This is a genomic window from Paenarthrobacter sp. NPDC089675 (assembly GCF_044749185.1).
Taxonomy (GTDB): Bacteria; Actinomycetota; Actinomycetes; order Actinomycetales; family Micrococcaceae; genus Arthrobacter.
On sequence record NZ_JBIVHM010000011.1, the window covers coordinates 49,386 to 68,135 of the forward strand.

At 62.8% G+C, this 18,750-nt stretch carries 20 protein-coding genes; 11 read left to right on the plus strand and 9 right to left on the minus strand.

Going from position 1 to position 18,750, the window contains the following annotated elements:
- Window positions 1-46: 46 nt before the first annotated feature.
- The 3 genes from ACIPY2_RS19310 to purB form a co-directional block, all read right to left on the minus strand.
- A complete protein-coding gene (locus tag ACIPY2_RS19310; RefSeq protein ID WP_400268013.1) occupies window positions 47-550 on the minus strand; it encodes a GNAT family N-acetyltransferase in 504 nt (167 codons plus the stop codon).
- 191 nt (window positions 551-741) lie between these two features.
- Window positions 742-1,398, minus strand: coding sequence for a histidine phosphatase family protein (locus tag ACIPY2_RS19315; RefSeq protein WP_400268014.1), 657 nt, complete (start codon window positions 1,396-1,398; stop codon window positions 742-744).
- Between the two features lie 229 nt (window positions 1,399-1,627).
- Window positions 1,628-3,034: an adenylosuccinate lyase gene (gene purB, locus ACIPY2_RS19320; RefSeq protein ID WP_400268015.1), complete on the minus strand. Its 1,407-nt coding sequence runs from the start codon at window positions 3,032-3,034 to the stop codon at window positions 1,628-1,630.
- A gap of 170 nt (window positions 3,035-3,204) precedes the next feature.
- Between purB and ACIPY2_RS19325 the strand changes: the two genes are divergently transcribed.
- Together ACIPY2_RS19325 and ACIPY2_RS19330 are read left to right on the plus strand one after the other, a co-directional pair.
- Complete coding sequence (locus ACIPY2_RS19325; protein WP_400268016.1) at window positions 3,205-3,516, plus strand: hypothetical protein; 312 nt, start codon at window positions 3,205-3,207, stop codon at window positions 3,514-3,516.
- On the plus strand, window positions 3,516-4,937 hold the full coding sequence (locus ACIPY2_RS19330; RefSeq protein WP_400268017.1) for a hypothetical protein: 1,422 nt from the start codon (window positions 3,516-3,518) through the stop codon (window positions 4,935-4,937). Before ACIPY2_RS19325 ends, ACIPY2_RS19330 begins: the two co-directional genes overlap by 1 nt.
- Before the next feature lie 54 nt (window positions 4,938-4,991).
- Here ACIPY2_RS19330 and ACIPY2_RS19335 read toward each other — a convergent pair whose 3' ends face one another.
- Window positions 4,992-5,420: a phage holin family protein gene (locus tag ACIPY2_RS19335; protein WP_400268018.1), complete on the minus strand. Its 429-nt coding sequence runs from the start codon at window positions 5,418-5,420 to the stop codon at window positions 4,992-4,994.
- A gap of 103 nt (window positions 5,421-5,523) precedes the next feature.
- On the opposite strand from ACIPY2_RS19335, the gene ACIPY2_RS19340 reads away from it, so the two are divergent.
- The 5 genes from ACIPY2_RS19340 (at window position 5,524) to ACIPY2_RS19360 (ending at window position 11,399) form a co-directional block, all read left to right on the plus strand.
- A complete protein-coding gene (locus ACIPY2_RS19340) occupies window positions 5,524-6,642 on the plus strand; it encodes a histidinol-phosphate transaminase (protein WP_400268019.1) in 1,119 nt (372 codons plus the stop codon).
- Window positions 6,643-6,792: 150 nt separating this feature from the next.
- Window positions 6,793-7,977 (plus strand): pyruvate dehydrogenase (acetyl-transferring) E1 component subunit alpha, encoded by a 1,185-nt coding sequence (gene pdhA / locus ACIPY2_RS19345; protein WP_400268020.1) that lies wholly within the window; start codon window positions 6,793-6,795, stop codon window positions 7,975-7,977.
- Window positions 7,977-8,957 carry an alpha-ketoacid dehydrogenase subunit beta gene (locus tag ACIPY2_RS19350; RefSeq protein WP_400268021.1) on the plus strand — a complete coding sequence of 327 codons (981 nt, stop codon included), beginning with the start codon at window positions 7,977-7,979 and terminating at the stop codon, window positions 8,955-8,957. The genes pdhA and ACIPY2_RS19350 overlap by 1 nt, the downstream gene beginning before the upstream one ends.
- Before the next feature lie 53 nt (window positions 8,958-9,010).
- A complete protein-coding gene (locus ACIPY2_RS19355; RefSeq protein ID WP_400268022.1) occupies window positions 9,011-10,702 on the plus strand; it encodes a dihydrolipoamide acetyltransferase family protein in 1,692 nt (563 codons plus the stop codon).
- 97 nt (window positions 10,703-10,799) lie between these two features.
- Window positions 10,800-11,399 (plus strand): phosphatase PAP2 family protein, encoded by a 600-nt coding sequence (locus ACIPY2_RS19360; RefSeq protein WP_400268072.1) that lies wholly within the window; start codon window positions 10,800-10,802, stop codon window positions 11,397-11,399.
- Window positions 11,400-11,456: 57 nt separating this feature from the next.
- Here the strand turns inward: ACIPY2_RS19360 and ACIPY2_RS19365 are convergent, their stop codons facing one another.
- From ACIPY2_RS19365 to ACIPY2_RS19375, 3 genes are all read right to left on the minus strand, one after another.
- Window positions 11,457-11,768 carry a hypothetical protein gene (locus ACIPY2_RS19365; protein ID WP_400268073.1) on the minus strand — a complete coding sequence of 104 codons (312 nt, stop codon included), beginning with the start codon at window positions 11,766-11,768 and terminating at the stop codon, window positions 11,457-11,459.
- Window positions 11,769-11,940: 172 nt separating this feature from the next.
- Window positions 11,941-12,369 (minus strand): universal stress protein, encoded by a 429-nt coding sequence (locus tag ACIPY2_RS19370; RefSeq protein ID WP_400268023.1) that lies wholly within the window; start codon window positions 12,367-12,369, stop codon window positions 11,941-11,943.
- Entirely contained in the window at window positions 12,366-13,673 is a 1,308-nt protein-coding gene (locus tag ACIPY2_RS19375) for a PLP-dependent aminotransferase family protein (RefSeq protein WP_400268024.1), read from the minus strand. Before ACIPY2_RS19375 ends, ACIPY2_RS19370 begins: the two co-directional genes overlap by 4 nt.
- Window positions 13,674-13,785: 112 nt before the next feature.
- Here ACIPY2_RS19375 and ACIPY2_RS19380 point away from each other — a divergent pair, with 112 nt between their 5' ends.
- The 3 genes from ACIPY2_RS19380 (at window position 13,786) to ACIPY2_RS19390 (ending at window position 16,334) form a co-directional block, all read left to right on the plus strand.
- Complete coding sequence (locus ACIPY2_RS19380; protein ID WP_400268025.1) at window positions 13,786-14,634, plus strand: isocitrate lyase/phosphoenolpyruvate mutase family protein; 849 nt, start codon at window positions 13,786-13,788, stop codon at window positions 14,632-14,634.
- A gap of 124 nt (window positions 14,635-14,758) precedes the next feature.
- Window positions 14,759-15,814 (plus strand): hypothetical protein, encoded by a 1,056-nt coding sequence (locus ACIPY2_RS19385; protein WP_400268026.1) that lies wholly within the window; start codon window positions 14,759-14,761, stop codon window positions 15,812-15,814.
- Window positions 15,795-16,334, plus strand: a complete 540-nt coding sequence (locus ACIPY2_RS19390) for a hypothetical protein (RefSeq protein WP_400268027.1) — start codon at window positions 15,795-15,797, stop codon at window positions 16,332-16,334. The genes ACIPY2_RS19385 and ACIPY2_RS19390 overlap by 20 nt, the downstream gene beginning before the upstream one ends.
- Window positions 16,335-16,346: 12 nt before the next feature.
- Here ACIPY2_RS19390 and ACIPY2_RS19395 read toward each other — a convergent pair whose 3' ends face one another.
- Window positions 16,347-16,841 carry a GerMN domain-containing protein gene (locus tag ACIPY2_RS19395; protein ID WP_400268028.1) on the minus strand — a complete coding sequence of 165 codons (495 nt, stop codon included), beginning with the start codon at window positions 16,839-16,841 and terminating at the stop codon, window positions 16,347-16,349.
- A gap of 541 nt (window positions 16,842-17,382) precedes the next feature.
- Window positions 17,383-17,952 (minus strand): NAD(P)H-dependent oxidoreductase, encoded by a 570-nt coding sequence (locus ACIPY2_RS19400; RefSeq protein WP_400268029.1) that lies wholly within the window; start codon window positions 17,950-17,952, stop codon window positions 17,383-17,385.
- A gap of 88 nt (window positions 17,953-18,040) precedes the next feature.
- Between ACIPY2_RS19400 and ACIPY2_RS19405 the strand changes: the two genes are divergently transcribed.
- Window positions 18,041-18,640: a TetR/AcrR family transcriptional regulator gene (locus tag ACIPY2_RS19405; RefSeq protein ID WP_400268030.1), complete on the plus strand. Its 600-nt coding sequence runs from the start codon at window positions 18,041-18,043 to the stop codon at window positions 18,638-18,640.
- Window positions 18,641-18,750: the final 110 nt, after the last annotated feature.

An 18,750-nucleotide genomic window follows, 5' to 3' on the forward strand; every position in this document is an offset into this window, starting at 1 on the left:
CGAAGTGTACGGGCGCTTGCCGGATGTTGCGTCCGGCAGCGTCCGCTCAAGCCATGGCCGTGTGGGAGGCGCTGTGGGAATCGATCCGCTTGGAGTAGCAGTACGAACCGTTCACGCCGATGTAAGGGCCGAAGTTCGGGACCTCCGCGAAACCTGCACTTTGATAGAAGCTGCGCCCGTCTGACTGTGCCGAGCCCGCTTCTGCCGCGATTACAGTGAATCCGTGGGAGTGGGCCTGGGCCTCGAGCGCCGCCAGGATGGAGCTTGCCACCTTTGAGCCCCTGGCGTAGGGAACAACGTAGAGGCGCTTGATTTCGGCTGTGTTTTCATCGAGCATTCGGAGGCCGCCGCACCCGAGGGGCTGTCCCGAGCATTTCTCGTACGCCACAACGAACACCGCAGTGTCGGCCTCCGATGGTGGTGGACCGGGTTCGTGATCTGTGGTTCCGAAGCGTGAATCCAGCTCTGCCTGCTGTGCCGCGCGAAGGTCTGCTCCCACGGGGTTCGCCCAAGTGACCTGCCGGATGTTGAGCCGGGGATTCGTTTGCATGTGTGCCTCACTTCGCTGCTTTTCGCTGAGGTGTTGATGCGAATTAATCCTAGGAACCAGCGGTTACCGGCGTGTTTCCTGCGCGTAAGCTTCGGGAGAACTGCTGAGGACGCCTTGCGGGGCCCGCTTTACATGCCATTCCCGGGCTATGCCGCGCAGTGCGGGCCCCACAACGCGTGCTTGTTGAAGGGTCAGAGCGCTTCGCCGGTGGGGTCTTCTGCCGTCTGGTCCGCCAAGGCGAGGCCGCCCACGGGGATCTGGTCCCAGTGCAGCACCCGCCACCCATTACCGGGGTCACCTTCGAGGGCCACGATCCCCGTATTAGGCAGCTGGTGCGTCTCCGCGAAGACAGTATCTATGTCCTCAGCCCTGCGGCCTGCCCAGCAACGGATCGCGGCACCGTGACTGATGATGGCCGCAGTACTGTGGCCTGCCGCCGCAACCTTTTCGATCGAGGAATCGAATCGTGCAAAGAAGTCGTGGCCGGTAAAAGCACCCGGCATGCGGACATCGAGGTCGCCGCTGCTCCAGGCGAACACCGTCCCCATGTAGCGCATGTGGGATTCGTGGTCTGTCTTCTTCTCCAGCGTCCCAGCCTCGATCTCGTGGACGCCGTCCAGGATGGTCGGTTCCAGCCCTGTTGCCTTGGCCAAGGGGAGCACCGTCCGCTGGGTCCGGAGCAACGTGGAAGTGTAGAGGGCTTCAACCGACTCGTCCTTGAGGGCTTCCGGCAGGGCGGCGGCCTGACGTTCACCCAACTCAGTCAGACCCGGCCCCGGGAACGCCGTATCCAACTCGCCTGCTACGTTGCCTGGGGTTTGTCCGTGCCTGATCAACAGGATCTTCATGGCTGCTCCGCTCCTCACTTGTAGCCGGGTTGTTTGCTCCAGCCCGTCGTTTCACAAAGCAGCGGGAAGGAACGCAATTCCGTAACCCAGCCTAGCCCCGCGTCCGACACTCAGCGTCGACGGCCCACGTCGGTTTGCGCTTGCCTTGGGAACTCCTGCGCCTGCCTTAAAGCAACGACGGCGGGCAGGCCACCCAGCCCGGCCCGCCGCCGTCGTCATCGCTTTCGGGTTACCGAAGGTGGTCCACCAGTTTGTCCGCGATACCCGTGTATTTGCCCGGCGTAAGTGCCAGCAGGCGGGCTTCCGCTTCGCCGGAGAGCCCAAGGCTCTGGACGAATTCCTGCATGCGGGCCGCATCAACACGCTGGCCGCGCGTAAGGTCCTTGAGCCGCTCGTAGGGGTTTTCCATGCCTTCGACGCCGGCAATGGCTTCGGCGCGCATCACCATCTGAATAGCTTCGCCAAGGACTTCCCAGTTGGTGTCGAGGTCACCGGCGAGCACGTCCTCGGCAACGTCGAGGGCTTTGAGGCCCTTTGCCACGTTGGAGATCGCCAGCAGCGAGTGGCCGAATGCGACGCCGATGTTGCGCTGCGAAGAGGAATCGGTGAGGTCGCGCTGCCACCGCGAGGTGACCAGCGTGGCGGCCAGGGTGTCCAGGAGCCCGTTGGAGATCTCCAGGTTCGCTTCGGCGTTCTCGAAACGGATCGGGTTCACCTTGTGCGGCATCGTGGAGGAACCCGTTGCGCCGGCCACCGGAATCTGGCGGAAGTAGCCGATGGAGATGTAGCTCCAGATGTCGGTGCAGACGTTGTGGAGGATGCGGTTGAAGCGTGCGATGTCGGCGTAAAGCTCCGCCTGCCAGTCGTGGCTCTCAATCTGTGTGGTGAGCGGGTTCCAAGTGAGACCCAGGCCTTCGACGAAGGACTTGGCAACGGCTTCCCAATCGGCGGTCGGAACGGAGGCAACATGGGCTGCGTACGTTCCGGTGGCGCCGTTGATCTTGCCGAGGTATTCCGTCTTGGCAATGCGGGCCAGTTGACGGTTAAGGCGGTGGGCTATGACTGCCAGTTCCTTGCCCAAGGTTGTGGGCGTGGCCGGCTGTCCGTGGGTGCGCGACAGCATGGGCACCGTACGGTTGGCTTCAGCCATGGCCTGGATCTGCTCCACCAACGCGGTGGCGTTGGGCAGCCACACATCCTGGACCGCGCCCTTAATTCCGACGGCGTAGGAGAGGTTGTTAATGTCCTCGGAGGTGCAGCCGAAGTGAACCATTGCGGTGAGGTTTTCAATGCCGATGGCAGGCAGGCGACGGCCGATGTAGTACTCCACAGCCTTCACATCGTGAACGGTGACAGCTTCGATCTCGGCAAGCTCGTTGACCGAGGCGGCATTGAATTCGGTCACGATGGCGCGCAGCTTTGCCACCTGTTCTTCGGAGAGGGGTCCTGCTCCGGGCAGGACAGACTGGCTGGTCAAGTGGATCAACCATTCAACTTCCACGTGAACGCGGTCGCGGTTCAGGGCCGCCTCGGACAGATAGTCAACGAGGGGCGCGACGGCGGCGCGGTAGCGGCCGTCGAGGGGGCCCAGGGCGAGGGGTTCGGAAGCAAGGGAGACGCGGGGGGATTCAGCCATGGTGCCTATTCTTTCATGTTCCGCAAGGGGGCCCGAGACGGTGACGGGGGCTATGTGGAAAGCAGCGAAGGTTTTCCACATAGCCAATACGGCAGCTTTCGAGGCGGTCGCGTTGCTCCGTAGCGTCGGGCTTACCGATCAGCAGCACAAACAAATGGAGTTAACGGACCATGAGCGTCGGCTTGATGCCTGCAGCCACCCCACCCACTTTCGATCCTTCCGAGTGCGCCTCGCGGGGTCACGAAGTCCAGAGGCTCGCCTGGCGCATGAAGGACTGTGTGGACAAAGCGGACTCCGTTCTTTTGGCATTGCGCAAGGCGCAACTGGAGGGCTGGCGATCGCCCGCCGGAAATGCGTACAGAACTACCCTTGCCGTCCACGGATCTGCCCTAAGGAGAGCACGTGAATCGTTGGACAGTGCGGCAGCAAGCGTGCTGAGGCTTTCCCAGGACGTCGGCGTCTCAGGTAGGGCGGGCTACTGATGTCGGATGCAGCTCCCGTCGACGCAGGATCAGCCCCGAAACCACAACCACCCGCTCCCGACGGCTTCCTGCACGTCCGCGGCGGCGTGGGCGGAATGGCCTTTCAATTCGAGGAACTCCTATGTGGTGCCGCCATCCTTGACGATCTGGTCCGGCAACTCATGGCAATAGAAGACGAGGCGGTCAGGGTTCATGACGATCTGGAGCCTTATCTGTTCGACTCGTACACGGCCGGCTGTGCCGCCATGAACGCTGTCGCCGACAGCGGGAAGGAAATCGGACGCGTACGCCGGGACCTTGTGGAAGTCAGCGGAGACGTCAAAGCGAGCGAGCGCGACTATGAGGCGACGGAAGCCAGGAACACCGTCATGACCCGAACAGGTCTGGACCCTTGGAAAGCGTCCGGCATGGACGAGCTCAACATCCCAAGCCTTCGAAACCTGACAGAAAGCTTTTCCGGCCTGCTCCTCTCCAGTGTCATGAACGTCCGCCGAGGGATTCTGCCTGGTGCTGCAGTGCCGTTCGGCCTGGTCAAGGGACGTTCGGACGCTGGCACCGCACTGCGTGAGCTGCTGGCCCTACCGGGTGCCGAACGGCTCCGACCCCGACCGGTAACGGCGGAACAAGTCGGGCAAACGGTGGAAAGAGTAGATCCCTCCATGGCCGCGAGCCTGACGCGGTTGGAAGATGTGCATGCCCGCGGTCACGGCGAGATCGAGATTATCGAGCTGCCCAACGGGGGATCCTCCACCTGGATGGTACTCATTCCCGGAACAGAGCCTGAGAAAGAAAATGCCGGCGGAAGCAATCCTTTCGATGAGGCCGGGATCGCGGAAGCGTTGGGGTACGACTCCAAGGACGTCACTCCAGCCATAACGCAGGCATTGCACGAGGCCGGGGCCGAACGAGGCGCCACGGTGGTGGCCGTTTCCCATAGCCAAGGCGGAGTACACGCCATGAACCTGAGCCAGGACAAAGCCTTCCTTTCGGAGTTCGACCTGAAGTACGTTCTGACTGCAGGCTCTCCGGTTGGCAGCATTACTTCGGCCGATGGGGTCAGCGCCATGCACCTTGAACACTATGAGGACTGGGTTCCGGCTGCAGAAGGCCAGATCAACCCGGATACAAAGGACCGGGTGACGGTGACGCTGACCAATGAAGCCAGCACCCCGCCAGGCGAAGACGTGGGCCTGGGTCCGGGACACAGGTTGGACACCTATGCCACAGGCGCCGCTGCGGTTGCCCAGAGCACGGACCCGTCGTTGCTTGCATCGGCGGCGGTATATAGCGGTGCAGTGGGTGCGGGTGGTGCGGCTACGGTTACCCGCTTCAAACTAGTTCGCGAGGCCATGCCGGAAAAGGTCCTGCACCAAACCAAACCGAACATCCCTGAGTCCAGATCTGCCGCGGGTCCCCGATAAGCCGATCCGTTCATCGTGGAAAGGAACGGGGACGGGCGCGGGGAAGACCAGGGCCTAACGCCCGCGTCCGCCTGGGATCAGGCCCGCCACCATGCTGACGATGCTGATGATGATGGCGGCCAGGATGGCAGTCCAGAAAAACGAATCAATAGTCAGATGTACCGGTGTAAAGCTGCTGAGCCATGCAGTGAGGTAAAGCATTGCCGCGTTGATCACAATCGTGAAGAGGCCCAGGGTCAGGATGGTCACCGGCAACGACAGGACCTTCACCAGGGGCCTGACGAAGGCATTGACCACGCCAAAAATCAGTCCAATGAAAAGGTAGGCGAGAACGATGCCCACGGTATCTGCGTTTTCCGTGAAACCGGCGTTGGTGGCAGCCTTCTCGGTGGCCGCACTGGAGATCTCGAGCCCGGTGAGCAGCCAACTGGCAACCCACAGGGCAAGTCCGTTGATGACGACCCGAACAATGAATGAACCCATGGCGCCAATGCTTCCACATGCAGCTGTGTTCAGGCTGGAACCGGTCAAGGATGCCTGCAATTGGGGCGGCGGTGGCAGCAGGGGTGCCATTAGGCTTGAAGCCATGACTACTACTGACAACGCACCGGAGGGCGTACTCCCCCGACCGGTCGTGGACAGGCTCCCCAAGTACGCCGCAGGAAAACCTCCTGTGGCGATCGAGGGCCTTACCAGCTACAAATTGTCGTCCAATGAGAACCCCCTGCCCCCGATTCCTGCAGTGCTGCAGGCGATCGCGGATCAGTCGGACATCAACCGCTACCCTGATCCCCTCGCCAGCAAGCTGCGGAATGCCTTGGCTGGCTTCCTTGATATCCCGGCTGACGACGTCGTCACGGGTGCCGGCAGCCTGGGGGCCCTCAACCAGATCCTCGCCACCTTCGCGGGCCAGAACGACGATGGCAAGCCGGACGAGGTCATCTACGCATGGCGTTCCTTCGAGGCCTACCCCATCTGTGTTGGGTTGGCCGGCGCCGCCAGGGTACAGATCCCCTTGCTGAAAGACGGCCGGCATGACCTTGAAACCATGGCTGCCGCGGTCACGGTTCGTACCAAGGTGATCCTGCTGTGCACTCCGAACAACCCCACCGGGCCCATCCTTACTGCAGAGGAAACTGAGCGCTTCATCCAGTCAGTACCCCCCAGCGTGGTGATTGTCATCGATGAGGCCTACCAAGAGTTCGTGCGGGATCCGGAGGCCGTGGATGGCATCAAGCTGTACCGGAAATACCCGAACGTAGTGGTGCTGCGTACTTTTTCCAAGGCACACGGTTTGGCCGGATTGCGGGTTGGCTATAGCGTGTCCGGGCCCCTGCTGACCCAACACCTCCGCGTAACGGCAACGCCTTTCGCTGTATCCCAAATCGCAGAACGTGCCGCAGTTACCTCGATTGAGAATTTCGATCAGGTTGTGGAAAGGGTACAAAGCCTGGTTGAGGAGCGGGCCAGGGTGACCGCTGGTTTGCGCGGAATGGGCTGGTTCATTCCGGAGGCCCAAGGCAACTTTGTCTGGTTGAATCTCGGGGAGAACAGCAGCGAGTTTGCGGCGCTTGCCGCCGAGCAGGCTTTGTCCGTGCGGGCTTTCGGCAACGAAGGCGTCAGGGTCACCATCGGCGAGGTGGAAGCCAACTCCCGATTCCTTGAGCTATGTGCGAGTTATACAAAGGTGCCGCTGGGTTCCTAGCGGTTAACAAATGCGCCTACGCTACTTACTGCCTATAAAGTAAGGACCGAAAGCCAAAATATATGCCCATTCAGGAATGCATTCCTGAATGGGCATATATCCCAGCGAATGACGTTGCGCGGCCGGTGGTCGGGCAAGCAAGGAGACGGAATGGGCTCGACACAACTGCCCCCGGGCGCCGAAGAGACACTGGCGGCAACGTCCGCTGCGGTATCTCCGGGCGAATCCGTAGAGATGGTCCAGTTGCTAGGTCCCGACGGAAAGCTCGGAACCGACCCCGTCTTTTCGGACTATGCCAAGCGGATCGATCCCGAGAAACTCCGTGTGTTCTACGCGGATATGGCAAAGATCCGCCGCTTCGACCAGGAAGCCACCGCTCTCCAGCGTCAGGGTGAGCTCGCATTGTGGGTTCCGCTCACAGGACAGGAAGCAGCCCAGATCGGTTCGGGCCATGCGAGCCAGCCGCAGGATTACATTTTTCCCACTTACCGCGAACACGGTGTGGCCCTTGTCCGCAATGTAGACCTGGCTGAACTGCTGCGGCAGTTCCGGGGCATCTCCAATGGCGGGTGGGATCCGCGCCAGAACAACTTCCACCTCTACACCCTGGTTCTTGCTGCGCAGACGTTGCACGCTGTGGGCTATGCAATGGGCATCCAGAGGGACCAGAAAGCGGCCGAGGATTCATCGGGGGAAAAGGCCGCCGTTGTGGCCTACTTTGGCGATGGCGCCAGTTCCGAAGGCGACGTTCACGAATCCATGGTTTTCGCGGCTTCCTACGACGCTCCCGTTGTGTTCTTCTGCCAGAACAACCATTGGGCCATCTCGGTTCCGACGGAAGTCCAAACAAAGGTCCCGTTGGCCAACCGTGCCAAGGGCTACGGCTTCCCCGGCATCCGCGTGGACGGCAATGATGTCATCGCCGTCCACGCCGTCACCGAGTGGGCGCTGGAACATGCTCGCGAAGGCCGCGGGCCGGTCCTGATCGAGGCTTACACCTACCGCCTCGGCGCCCACACCACCGCCGACGATCCCACGAAGTACCGCGAATCCGCGGAAGAATCCGCTTGGCGCGAGAAGGATCCGCTGGACCGTTTGGAGAAGTACTTGCGTGCCGAGGGTCTGGCCGATGATGCGTTCTTTGCACAGGTGGAGGCCGACGGCGACGAACTCGCCAATTATGTCCGCAGCACGACCCACGGGCTTGAGGTTCCGGATATCCGCGAGGCCTTCGCCAATGTCTACGCAGGGCAACACCCGCTGATCGCGGAGGAGTTGGCCTGGTTCGAGGAATACTCGGCAGGTTTTGAAAGCGAAGAGGAGGCTTCCAACTGATGGCAACCATGACCATTGCCAAGGCCATCAATGAGGGCCTCCGCGCGTCGCTGAAAAGCAATCCGAAGTCCTTGCTGATGGGCGAGGACATCGGGCATCTCGGCGGCGTCTACCGCGTCACCGACGGCCTGATCAAGGAGTTCGGCGAGGATCGCGTCGTGGACAGCCCGCTTGCGGAATCGGGCATTGTGGGAACGGCCATCGGCTTGGCCCTGCGCGGCTATACACCGGTGTGCGAGATCCAGTTTGATGGCTTTGTCTTCCCCGCTTTCAACCAAATCACCACGCAGTTGGCCAAGATTCACTCCCGCAGCCTTGGAAAGCTCAGCGTGCCCGTGGTCATTCGGATTCCCTATGGCGGGGGCATCGGCTCGATCGAGCACCACTCCGAGTCGCCGGAAGCATTGTTCGCCCACACGGCCGGGCTACGCATCATTTCTCCGTCCAATCCGCACGATGCCTATTGGATGATCCAAAAGGCCATCGAATGCCAGGACCCTGTGATTTTCTTCGAACCCAAGCGCCGTTATTGGCTCAAGGGTGAAGTGGATGTTGAGAACGCCGGTCTTTCCGAAGATCCGTTCAAGGCCCACGTCATCCGCGAGGGCAGCGATGCCACGATTGTCGCCTACGGTCCCTTGGTGCCGGTAGCACTGGCAGCTGCCGAGGCGGCCAGGGAAGATGGACGAAGCATTGAGGTCATCGACCTCCGCTCCATCTCACCCTTGGATTTCGACACCGTTGAAGCGTCGGTCAAGAAAACGGGGCGCTTGATCGTAGCCCATGAAGCTCCAACCTTCGGCGGCATCGGCGGTGAGATCGCCGCACGAATCACTGAACGTGCTTTCCTCCATTTGGAAGCGCCGGTGATCCGCGTCGGCGGGTTCCACATGCCATACCCCGTGGCGAAGGTCGAGGAGGATTACTTGCCGGACATCGACAAGATCCTCGAAGCGCTCGACCGCTCCCTGGCCTACTAACCCGCCCTGATTCAGCCCGCATCTGCAGGGCGCACGGAAATCCGAGGACCACTGTGACTGTAAAGAAATTCAACCTGCCGGACGTTGGCGAAGGTCTCACCGAAGCCGAAGTGGTGTCCTGGAAGGTCAAGCCGGGCGACACCGTAGCCATCAATGATGTCCTGTGCGAGATCGAGACAGCCAAGTCGCTCGTTGAGTTGCCGTCTCCGTTTGCCGGAACAGTTACCGAGCTGTTGGTTCCCGAGGGCATCACCGTGGAAGTTGGCACGGCCATTATCGCCGTTTCAGACAGCGCTCCGGACAGCGTTTCCGAGCGCGCTTCAGGCAGCGTTTCAGGCAATGAGGGGCGCCAACCTTCGCCGGTACCCGCCGGCACTGGGGAATCTTCCCCGGTGCAAGCCGCAGCACCCGTTCAAACCCCAGCACCCGTTCAAACCCCAGCACCCGTTTACGGAAAGCTCCCGGCAGACTCCGGCGAGGCACCGGCAGGCGGCCCGCTGGTTGGCTCGGGGCCAAAGGCCGACGCCGTCAAGCGCCGTCCGCGCAAGCGGCCCGCCGCTGCGGCCGACGCGGTCCGGATCGCCGAAAACGCCGAGGGAACCGTTCAGGATCACCAGGCCGTGCTGGAGGCCCAAGCAGCCGTGACGCCGGCGTCGCACCGACCGCACCCGGACAACGCCGTCGGACGTTCCGCTGCTCCGACCCAAGGAGCAACAGGACAATCGGCGCCGGCAGCACCGGCACAGGCAGCGCCCGCCTCGCAGCAGGTCCCCGTCCAGTCGGGCCTCGCCCAGACGGCGGCGGCCCGCGGTGCGGCAATCGGCGGAACCATCAGTGGACTGGTCAACAAAGTCCTGGCCAAGCCGCCCGTCCGCAAGTTTGCCCGGGACCTCGGGATCGACTTGGCCGATGTTGTAGCCACCGGCCAGCGCGGCGAAGTGACCCGTGAGGACCTGGTCAGCTACCAGGCCCAGCGTGACGCGGAACTGGACAAGGCCGATACCTTCTGGGGAGCCTCCAGGAAGCCGCAAGACCAGCGTATTGAGCGGGTCCCGGTGAAGGGAGTCCGGAAGGCGACGGCCAAGGCAATGGTGGACTCCGCCTTCACTGCCCCGCATGTCAGCATCTTCGTTGACGTCGACGCTAGCCGGACAATGGAGTTCGTGAAGCGGCTGAAGGCGTCCCGCGACTTTGAGGGCATTAAGGTTTCGCCGCTGCTCATTCTTGCTAAGGCGGTCATCTGGGCGGCCGCCAGGAACCCGAGTGTCAATGCCACTTGGGTGGATGACGCCGACGGCAACGGCGGTGCAGAAATCCAGATCAAGCACTTCATGAACCTCGGCATTGCCGCGGCTACACCTCGTGGACTGATGGTCCCCAACATCAAGGACGCGCAGGACCTTTCCCTCAAGGAATTGGCGTTGGCGCTCAACGAGCTGGCCACCAAGGCACGCGCGGGCAAGACCCAGCCGGCCGAGATGCAGGGTGGCAGCTTGACTATCACCAATATCGGCGCACTCGGTATCGATACGGGTACGCCGATCATCAACCCCGGCGAAGTGGCGATCATCGCGTTCGGCACCATCAAGCAGAAGCCGTGGGTCCTGGACGGTGAGGTGATCCCGCGTTGGATCACCACACTGGGCGGCTCGTTCGATCATCGCGTGGTCGACGGTGACTTGTCGGCCCGTTTTATGGCCGATGTGGCTGCGATCCTGGAAGAACCGGCGCTGCTGCTTGACTGATCGTAAGGATGCTCCGGCGCCTGTCACCACGGCGCCGCAGCACGCCACAGCGCCGCAGCACACCACAGCGCCGCAACTCGTAAAGGCGCCGCAGCTGATCACAGGGCCGTGGCGCACGGTGGCCAAGGTCCTGACGGAAGTGTTCCAACCGCCGGTGGTGGTGAGCGTCCTGCTGTTGATCAGCCCGGCGATCGAGCCCGGGTTCCCCGGAACATTGTGGTTCGGCTTGCTGGGTGCGTTCTTCGTCTGTGTCCTGCCGCTGGCTTACGTGCTGGTGATGGTGAAGCTGGGGCGGATTACGGACCATCACGTCAGCGACCGCCGGCAGCGCACTCCGTTGCTCCTGCTTGCCCTGGCCTCTGTTGTGGCCGGCCTTGGTGTTCTCAGGTGGATCAACGGTCCGGTGAGCGTCGCGGTCATGATTACCGCGCTGATCGGCGGGATCGCCGTCCTGGCGGTAGTGAGTGCTTTCTGGAAGATGAGCGGGCACGCTTCGGCTATCTCGGCAGCAGCCGTTATCACCGTGCTGATGTTCGGTCCCGCTTGGCTGCCTGTGCTGCTGTTGGTGCCTGCGGTGGGCTGGTCCCGGATAGTGTTGCGCGCCCACACGCTGGCACAGGTCATAGTCGGCGCCTTCTTTGGCGGTGGCGTTATTGCGGTGCTTTGGTGGCTGCTCCGGAATTGGATGCTGGCCTAGAAACAGCAAAGCCGCCGGGACCACCGGCGGCTTTTGCGATGCTGCTTGGGCAGAACCCTAGAACGCCGGGTAATTGACCAGCAGCGCCTGGAGTTCGGTCGTGGACATGTGGTTGGCCATCTCAACGCTGATGCCCATGGCGACCGCGGCCACGGTGATCATCGCGATGCAGGCCACGGAGAGGAAGCGCCAGTCTTTGCGGAAGACGCTGCCGATGGTCTCCGGCATTTCCAGCTGTGGGGCGATGAGGTTGGGGGCGCTGTCCCAGGAGCCGTCGTCGAGCAGCGCAATGACGCGGTCGTTGCTGCGGTCGAAGTGCATGGTGCTGATGTTGTTCCCGTGGCGGGCAAGCAGGATGTCGTGTCCCACGCGCTGGCGCGGCTGCAAAGTAAGCAAGAAAGATCCCCTGAATTCGGAAGAGTGGTGGTGGCTCACGCCATTGGGGGCATCTCGATTTTATAACGGTTGCCTCTGCGAACTTCTCCAAAAGACGCCAAAAGCCGGGTGAGTCTCCCCACCCGGCGGCGTGATCCAGCTCGCTTTACGGCTCGTCTGTCTTGGCGATGTACACATCGCAGGGAGCATTGTGGGCCACGGTGTTGGCTACGCTGCCCAAGACCCTCCCCAGTCCCTGCATGCGGCGGTTGCCCACCACGATCAGCCGGGCGTCGAGGACTTCAGCTTCCTTGACCAGGGCTTCGCCGGGCTTGCCGCGTGCTGAGGAGTACGTGACCTCGAGTCGATCATCCTGGAGCTGTTCGGCCACTGCGCGGGCCACTGCTTCGGCTTCGGCGGCGTCCGAAACAATCCAGCGGTCCGTGCCGATCTCTACGACCTCGGTCCTGTTGCTGTCGAAAGCGCTGACCACGCGGAGGCCCGCCCCGAGGCCGATGGCAAGTTGCTGGGCCGCCTTGGCAGCCCTTAGGGCGGTCTCGCTTCCGTCGACTCCTACGATGACAACTCCGGTCATAGCGATGCTCCTTCATTGCTGGCTTGGATGGCTTCTGCGAGGACAGGGGCCAGGCGCCGTACGCCTTCGGCAATGGTATCCGGTGGCACAGCGCTGAAGGCGAGGCGCAACTTGTTGGAAGGGCCGTCGGCGGGCAGGAATGCCGCGCCGGGGATGAACACCACTCCGGCGTCGATGGCCTTGCCCAGCAGGGGGTAGGTGTCCACGCCTTGGGGCAGGGTGACCCAGACGAAGAAACCGCCGTCGGGTTTAGTCCAGCTGAGGCCTGCCGGCATGTGTTCATCCAGCGCTGAGAGGAGTGCCTGGCAGCGCTCGGCGTAGAGGGTCCGGTAGGTGTCGATCTGGCCGCGCCAGTCATATGCCCGCAGGTATTCGGAGATCAGCATCTGGTTCAGCGGCGGCGGGCAGAGCGTGACTGACTCGGAGGCCAGATAGAACCGGCGCTGCAGGTGGGCCGGAACCAAGGCCCAGCCAATCCGCAGGCCCGGTGCGAAGATTTTGGAGAACGAACCGAGGTAGATGACGTCGTCCGGGTTGGCGGCCCGCATCGGGGCAATCGGATGCCCGTCGAAACGAAGGAGTCCATAGGGATTGTCCTCCAACACCAAGATATTCGCTTCGCGGCATATATCAACGATCCGTTGGCGGCGATCTGCTGCCAAAGTGATCCCGGAGGGGTTGTTGAAGTTGGGGATGGTGTAGAGGAACTTGATGTTCTTGCCCTCGGCCTGAAGGGCTGCGATCCGTGCCTCCAACAGCTCAGGTATCAAACCGTCGTCGTCCATTTCCACCGGTTCCACCTGCACCTGGTAAGCCTCGAACGTATTCAAGGCCCCAACGTAGGTGGGGTTTTCCACCAGGACAACATCGCCCGGGTTGCAGAACACCTTGGTGGCCACGTCCTGCGCCGATTGCGAGCCGGCGGTAATCACAACGTTCTCCGGCAGGGCGTCTGTGATGCCCTCGGCGGCCATGACTTCGCAGATTTGTCGGCGCAGCTCTTCGGTGCCTTGTCCGCCGCCGTATTGCAGCGCCGTCATGCCTTCCTCGGCGATGATCCGGGCAGCGCTTTGGCCCAGTTTCTCCAGCGGCAAGGACTGGAGATATGGATTTCCGCCCGCCAGGGAGACCAGTCCGGGCTGCATGGAGATATCGAAGACGTCTCTCACGGCGGACTGCTTGATGTTGGCGGCCCGCGCGGAGAACAGTCCCTCGTGCGGGTGAGCGGCGGTCGCAGCGCGCTCGATGGCGTCGATGGCTTCGGCGGGCAGAGTGGTTCCGGCATCCAATGTTTCGTGGGTCACAGTCACAGGATACTCCCGAGGGTTGCCAACAGTGCAACATATGTTTTCAAAAAGAAGGGAATCCACAAGGCTGCTGCTTTACGGCAGCAGCACGAGCGGCTGGAATGTACTCATGACATCGCACCGGGGATCCGTAACCAAGGCCGAACACTTCCGCGCTCTGCACGATGCCGGGCCCGCGCCCTTGGTCCTGGTCAACGTTTGGGATGCGGCCTCTGCGCGGGTAGTTCAGGACGCCGGAGCGACGGCGATCGCCACCTCAAGCTCGGCGGTCTCCTGGAGCCTGGGTTTCCGGGACGGCGACCACGTGCCGTGGGGCTTGGCGATGGCGGCCTTGGGAAGGGTCGTGGCAGCCACCAGCCTCCCCGTCTCGGCGGATATCGAAACGGGGTACGGGCGCACCGACGACGAACTCCGTGCCACCATCCACGCAGTACTTGATGCCGGCGCCGTTGGAATCAACATCGAAGACTCGGGCGTGGAACCCTTGACGGACATCGCAGAACAGTCGCGTCGAATCGCCTTGATCCGCGCCACGGCAGACGACCGCGGTATCCCTCTCTTCATCAACGCCCGCACCGACACTTACTTGTCAGGACAGTTTCCGGAGACGGCCTACGAGGAGACGCTCACGCGGGCTGAGGCCTACCTCACGGCCGGCGCCGACGGAATCTTCGTGCCCGGAGTGGTGGACCTGCATGTCCTGCACGAGCTCTCAAGCCACATACCGGCTCCGGTGAATGCGCTGGGAGGCGTCGGCTCGCCGTCACCTTTGGAACTCCACGACGCCGGCATCCGTCGCGTCAGCATTGGTGGAAACACCGCCAAAGCCGCCTACGCCAAGGTGGCACGCGTTGCCACGGAAATCCTTGGTGATGGCAACTGGGCAGGTCTCGCCGGGACGCGCTCCCACGATGAGATGGATGCACTGTTCGCGCAGGGGCCAAAATACAGTCTTTGACGCGTGAAGCCCGGTCAGGCGTTCGACGGCGCCACTCGGCTTTAATGTCGGACCCCACCGTTAGCTTGGACTGAGCAGGCAAGTACCGCAGTGGGCGGAGCAGGGCCGGTCAAAGGGAGGTTGGATGGCGAGGCGAAGCGTCCAGTTCTGGCGTATCGAGCAATTGCAAGGCGAGCAGTTGACCCGCCCATTTCCCGCGCGCCGGGTTGCTGAGGTCCTCAAGGCAGCCCAGGACGTTCGGACAGACCGGCATTTTGCGTGTGCGGACGGAACGGTCCTGTTGGCCCAGGCAGCCACCCTTTCGCCGCACCCTGTGCTGCTGCTGGACCGGGTCCGGCACACCAACCTGCCAAGTGTAGGGGATGCCCTGGGGCGCCGGAAGGCTTTGCCCTTGGCGCCCGGTGACCACCTTCTGGAAACCACCTATTTCGCCTTCCTGAAGCGCAACGTGATGGCAGTTCTCGCCAGTGGGAATGGTCCTCGAGCGTCGCGGCTGGGTGAATACCTCGGCGGCATGTTGGGCCTTGAGCTGGGCCTGGTTCCCGTGGTGCGTGAGGATGTCGAGGAGATTCTCAACCGGCTGGAAGTGAGCCGGTTCGAGTTCGCTCTTCCGGCCGAGCGGTTGTCGGGAAAGCTCATGGAAGGCGAATGGGCGGATGTCCTGGACAGTGCGTCGCGGCTCATGACGGAAGGAACTTTCCGCATATCGCTGAGCGTGGGCCGCTCGGGCAAGGCCGAGGACAAGCAGCGGATCCGGGAGCGGATCCAGCAGTTGATCGATCTCTTTCGGCGTGCGGGGTCGGTGGAGCATTTTGATTACGTGGTGGCCGAGGGCAAGGATTCGCTGACTGGTGAGCGCGAGGTCGTCGACCTCCTGAAGGAAAGGTTCGTCTCGCACATCGAGGTTGATGCCGACGTCTTCAACGATCCCGCCAAATCCGTGGCCGAAGCCGTGTCGATCCTGAATAAGCAGGCCCGGGACAATGAGGCCTTCTTTGCCCGCACCCTCCCTGAAATCAAAGGCGCTCCGGATAACAGTGCTGTTCCGGACGTCGTGGCGGCCGGCGCGGCCGCGGTTCGTGACGCAGCAGCTGTGGAGGTGCGGGAACAAGCCGATACCGACACCCCCGACGTGGCGGATTCCCAAGGCGGTGCAGGCCATGAGCTTGTACGACGTTGATGTTGAGCGGAGCCGACGACGCCGTACGTTGTGGCGATGGTTCCTGCTGCATCCCAAGGCTGACTATGTTTGGGCGTCCCTCGCGGTCCTTCTGTGGCTGGGAATCGCGAGTCTGGCCGGGCATTACCTCGTTCTCGAAGGGGTAGACCCGGGAGCCCGCCGGACGCTGTTCCAAACGCTCGCCACCCTGGCCGGCGCCACGGCAGGGCTGACGCTCACAAGTGTTTCCATGCTGATCAACGTCCTGGGCAAGAAAGCCGCACCCGGGCAGCGTGAGCTGCCCCTTGAGAAGCTCACGGCAACGCATCGTCGCCAGATCGGTGAAGTCTTCCTCTTCGCCATTCCGGGACTTGGGTTGCTTCTGGTGGCCTCGCTGGTCACTGTCGTCCTTGAGGGAGACGCCCGCACGGGTCTCTGGATTCCCGAGGCGGTGGTGTTCGTCCTCGCGTTCGCTTCGGTGCTGGCTTTGCTGCGCGTGGCGTGGGCCCTGCGCAGGGTCCTTGCGATCGCAACCGCGTGAGGGCCACCCCAACTACCGCAGGCTCAGCGCAACCTCCAAGGGCATTCCGTTGACGTAGATTTCGGCCCGGGATGCGCCGCTGGCCGCCACGACTGTGTGCGTAAGCTGCGCTTCGATCCTGGGGATGTCACAGACGCCGCCTGGCCGCAAGGAGCCGCTGAGGTTGACCACTGCCGTGGATCCGTTGACATACCCGGACACGAAGCGAAGCGATGATGCCGCCAAGGAGTCGTAAAGCGCGGCGTCGTTGTCCAGCGGCATGCCCGCACCCAACAGCCGCCCAAGTGCCACGGTCAACGCATCTCCGGGTGAAGCGGCCCCTGGAACGGCCACAAGACTGTCGTTGCACCCGAAACGCACGCCGCGGGAGCCGCCGTCGTTGATGGCTACGTAGTAGACCGCCGGGCCGGAGCCGGGCTGAAGCTGGGCTTTGGCGGCGCGGGCGGCAGGGCCCGGCGACGCGGGAGGCTCGGTTGAAGGGCCGACGGCGGGTCCCGTGGTGGCCACGGCGCCTTGGGTTGGGGTTCCGCTCGCAGTTCCGGGAGCCGGGCCTGAAACTGTGGACGAACCGCTGGTCGTTCGCGGGGTTGCCGCGGTATCACCCGAGGCCCCTTCCGAGGCCTGTCCAGCGGCCGTGGACGAACCGGCGGCAGGGGTTGGGAACGTCGGGAAAGCGGCTGGACCGGAAAGGGAGGGCACACTGCCGGGAGGCGGCGAAGCAGTATCGGTTGAAACGGCAGCGCCCGGTGAGGCTGCTCCGTCAGGCGGGGGTGAAGACGGCGCCGTACAACCGACCACCCAGCAACCGAACACGAGGCAGGCAGCCGCGATCGCCGTCGTACTCTGCATTCCCCGCCCGGCACGCACGGCAGCCCCACGCTCCTGTCCGTTTACCTGTCCTTAAACGGTAGGCCGCGGGCGTCGGGAGCAACATGCCGCTTGGATGTCGGTTCGGACAAGACTTGGTCACACTCCGCCGGACCAAGAAAAATGCCCCCGTTCCGCGCTGGGGCAAACAGGCGGAACGGGGGCAAGAAAGAGGGGAGCCTTATGCTGCAGCTTCTTCTTCGTCCTGGATGGCCGTCAGGGGCTCGAAGATGCCCTTGATCTGCTCAACAACTTCGGCGTCGTCCTTCGGGTGCAGTTCGGCAAAGCGGATCATGGAACCCGGAACAGCAAGCTTGACGTCCTCGAGGACCTTTGCGCCGGCGATGCCCACGGCCTTGCGTGCCTCGTCCTGGGCCCACACGCCACCGTACTGGCCAAAAGCGGTTCCGACGACGGCGGTCGGCTTGCCCGCGAGGGCGCCGGCGCCGAACGGGCGGGACAGCCAGTCGATGGCGTTCTTCAGCGACGCCGGAACGGTGCCGTTGTGCTCCGGGGTGACCAGGAGGATGGCGTCGGCCTGGGACGCAGCTTCGCGGAGGGCGGCGGCTTCGGCGGGAACCTGGCCTTCGACGTCGATGTCTTCGTTGTAGAACGGGATGTTGCCCAGGGAGCCGTGGATCTGGACGTCCACGTTTTCCGGCGCGTTCAGCTGGATGGCTTCGGCGAGCTTCTTGTTGTGGGAATCGGCGCGGAGGCTGCCGACGAGGGTGAGGACGGTGCTCTTGGACATTGTGGTCTCCTTGTTGGGTTCTTGAGCCTTCACCGATACTAAACGGACCACGGTCCGCTTTCTATTTCCCGGGTCTAGAATGTTTCTTGTGAGCTTCATCCCAATGCGCCCGGACGTGCCGCTCGGAGCGCCCCACGAGCGCAGCGATGCTGCCCGCAACCGCGAGCGGCTCCTGTGCGCCGCCCGCGAGCTCGTGGACGAATTCGGCGCCGAGGCGCTGACCATGGACGCCCTCGCCTGCAAAGCGAAGGTGGGCAAGGGAACGGTCTTCCGCCGTTTCGGCAGTCGGGCGGGTCTCATGATGACCCTGCTCAGCGACTCCGAATCCGAGTTCCAACGCGGCTTCATGTTCGGACCTCCGCCGCTGGGCCCGGGCGCCCCGCCAGTGGACCGGCTTGTGGCTTTCGGCGAGGGCCGCATCTACTTTGTCCTGGAGTACGGGGACCTCTGGAAGGCCGCAGGTGCGTCAACCCGGAACCGCTTTGAGGTGCCGGCCACCGTCCTGGCGCACCGGCACATCGAGGTCCTGCTGCGCGATGCGGGCGTCCCCGATCCCTGGGTGATGGCCATGACCTTGATCTCCGCGCTGGATCCGGAGCGGATTGTCAACGACGTGCGTGTCCACGGAATCTCGCCCAAGCGGCTCACTGAATCCTGGGCTGAGCTGGTCTCCCGCTTGGCGAAGTGACGCGCCAAAACACTCCGTTGACACCGGGCAAGCTCCCTTTCATAAGACGCGCAGAAAAGAACCTAGTGGCGTAACCTGCCGTTTCGTGACGCAGTCTGTACATAACAATG

Coding starts and splice junctions, on each gene's coding strand:
- pdhA (WP_400268020.1), top strand. CDS start 6,793: ATGGGCTCGACACAACTGCCCCCGGGCGCCGAAGAGACACTGGCGGCA.
- ACIPY2_RS19325 (WP_400268016.1), top strand. CDS start 3,205: ATGAGCGTCGGCTTGATGCCTGCAGCCACCCCACCCACTTTCGATCCT.
- ACIPY2_RS19340 (WP_400268019.1), top strand. CDS start 5,524: ATGACTACTACTGACAACGCACCGGAGGGCGTACTCCCCCGACCGGTC.
- purB (WP_400268015.1), bottom strand. CDS start 3,034: ATGGCTGAATCCCCCCGCGTCTCCCTTGCTTCCGAACCCCTCGCCCTG.
- ACIPY2_RS19315 (WP_400268014.1), bottom strand. CDS start 1,398: ATGAAGATCCTGTTGATCAGGCACGGACAAACCCCAGGCAACGTAGCA.
- ACIPY2_RS19335 (WP_400268018.1), bottom strand. CDS start 5,420: ATGGGTTCATTCATTGTTCGGGTCGTCATCAACGGACTTGCCCTGTGG.
- ACIPY2_RS19380 (WP_400268025.1), top strand. CDS start 13,786: ATGACATCGCACCGGGGATCCGTAACCAAGGCCGAACACTTCCGCGCT.
- ACIPY2_RS19330 (WP_400268017.1), top strand. CDS start 3,516: ATGTCGGATGCAGCTCCCGTCGACGCAGGATCAGCCCCGAAACCACAA.
- ACIPY2_RS19350 (WP_400268021.1), top strand. CDS start 7,977: ATGGCAACCATGACCATTGCCAAGGCCATCAATGAGGGCCTCCGCGCG.
- ACIPY2_RS19385 (WP_400268026.1), top strand. CDS start 14,759: ATGGCGAGGCGAAGCGTCCAGTTCTGGCGTATCGAGCAATTGCAAGGC.
- ACIPY2_RS19400 (WP_400268029.1), bottom strand. CDS start 17,952: ATGTCCAAGAGCACCGTCCTCACCCTCGTCGGCAGCCTCCGCGCCGAT.
- ACIPY2_RS19310 (WP_400268013.1), bottom strand. CDS start 550: ATGCAAACGAATCCCCGGCTCAACATCCGGCAGGTCACTTGGGCGAAC.
- ACIPY2_RS19390 (WP_400268027.1), top strand. CDS start 15,795: ATGAGCTTGTACGACGTTGATGTTGAGCGGAGCCGACGACGCCGTACG.
- ACIPY2_RS19370 (WP_400268023.1), bottom strand. CDS start 12,369: ATGACCGGAGTTGTCATCGTAGGAGTCGACGGAAGCGAGACCGCCCTA.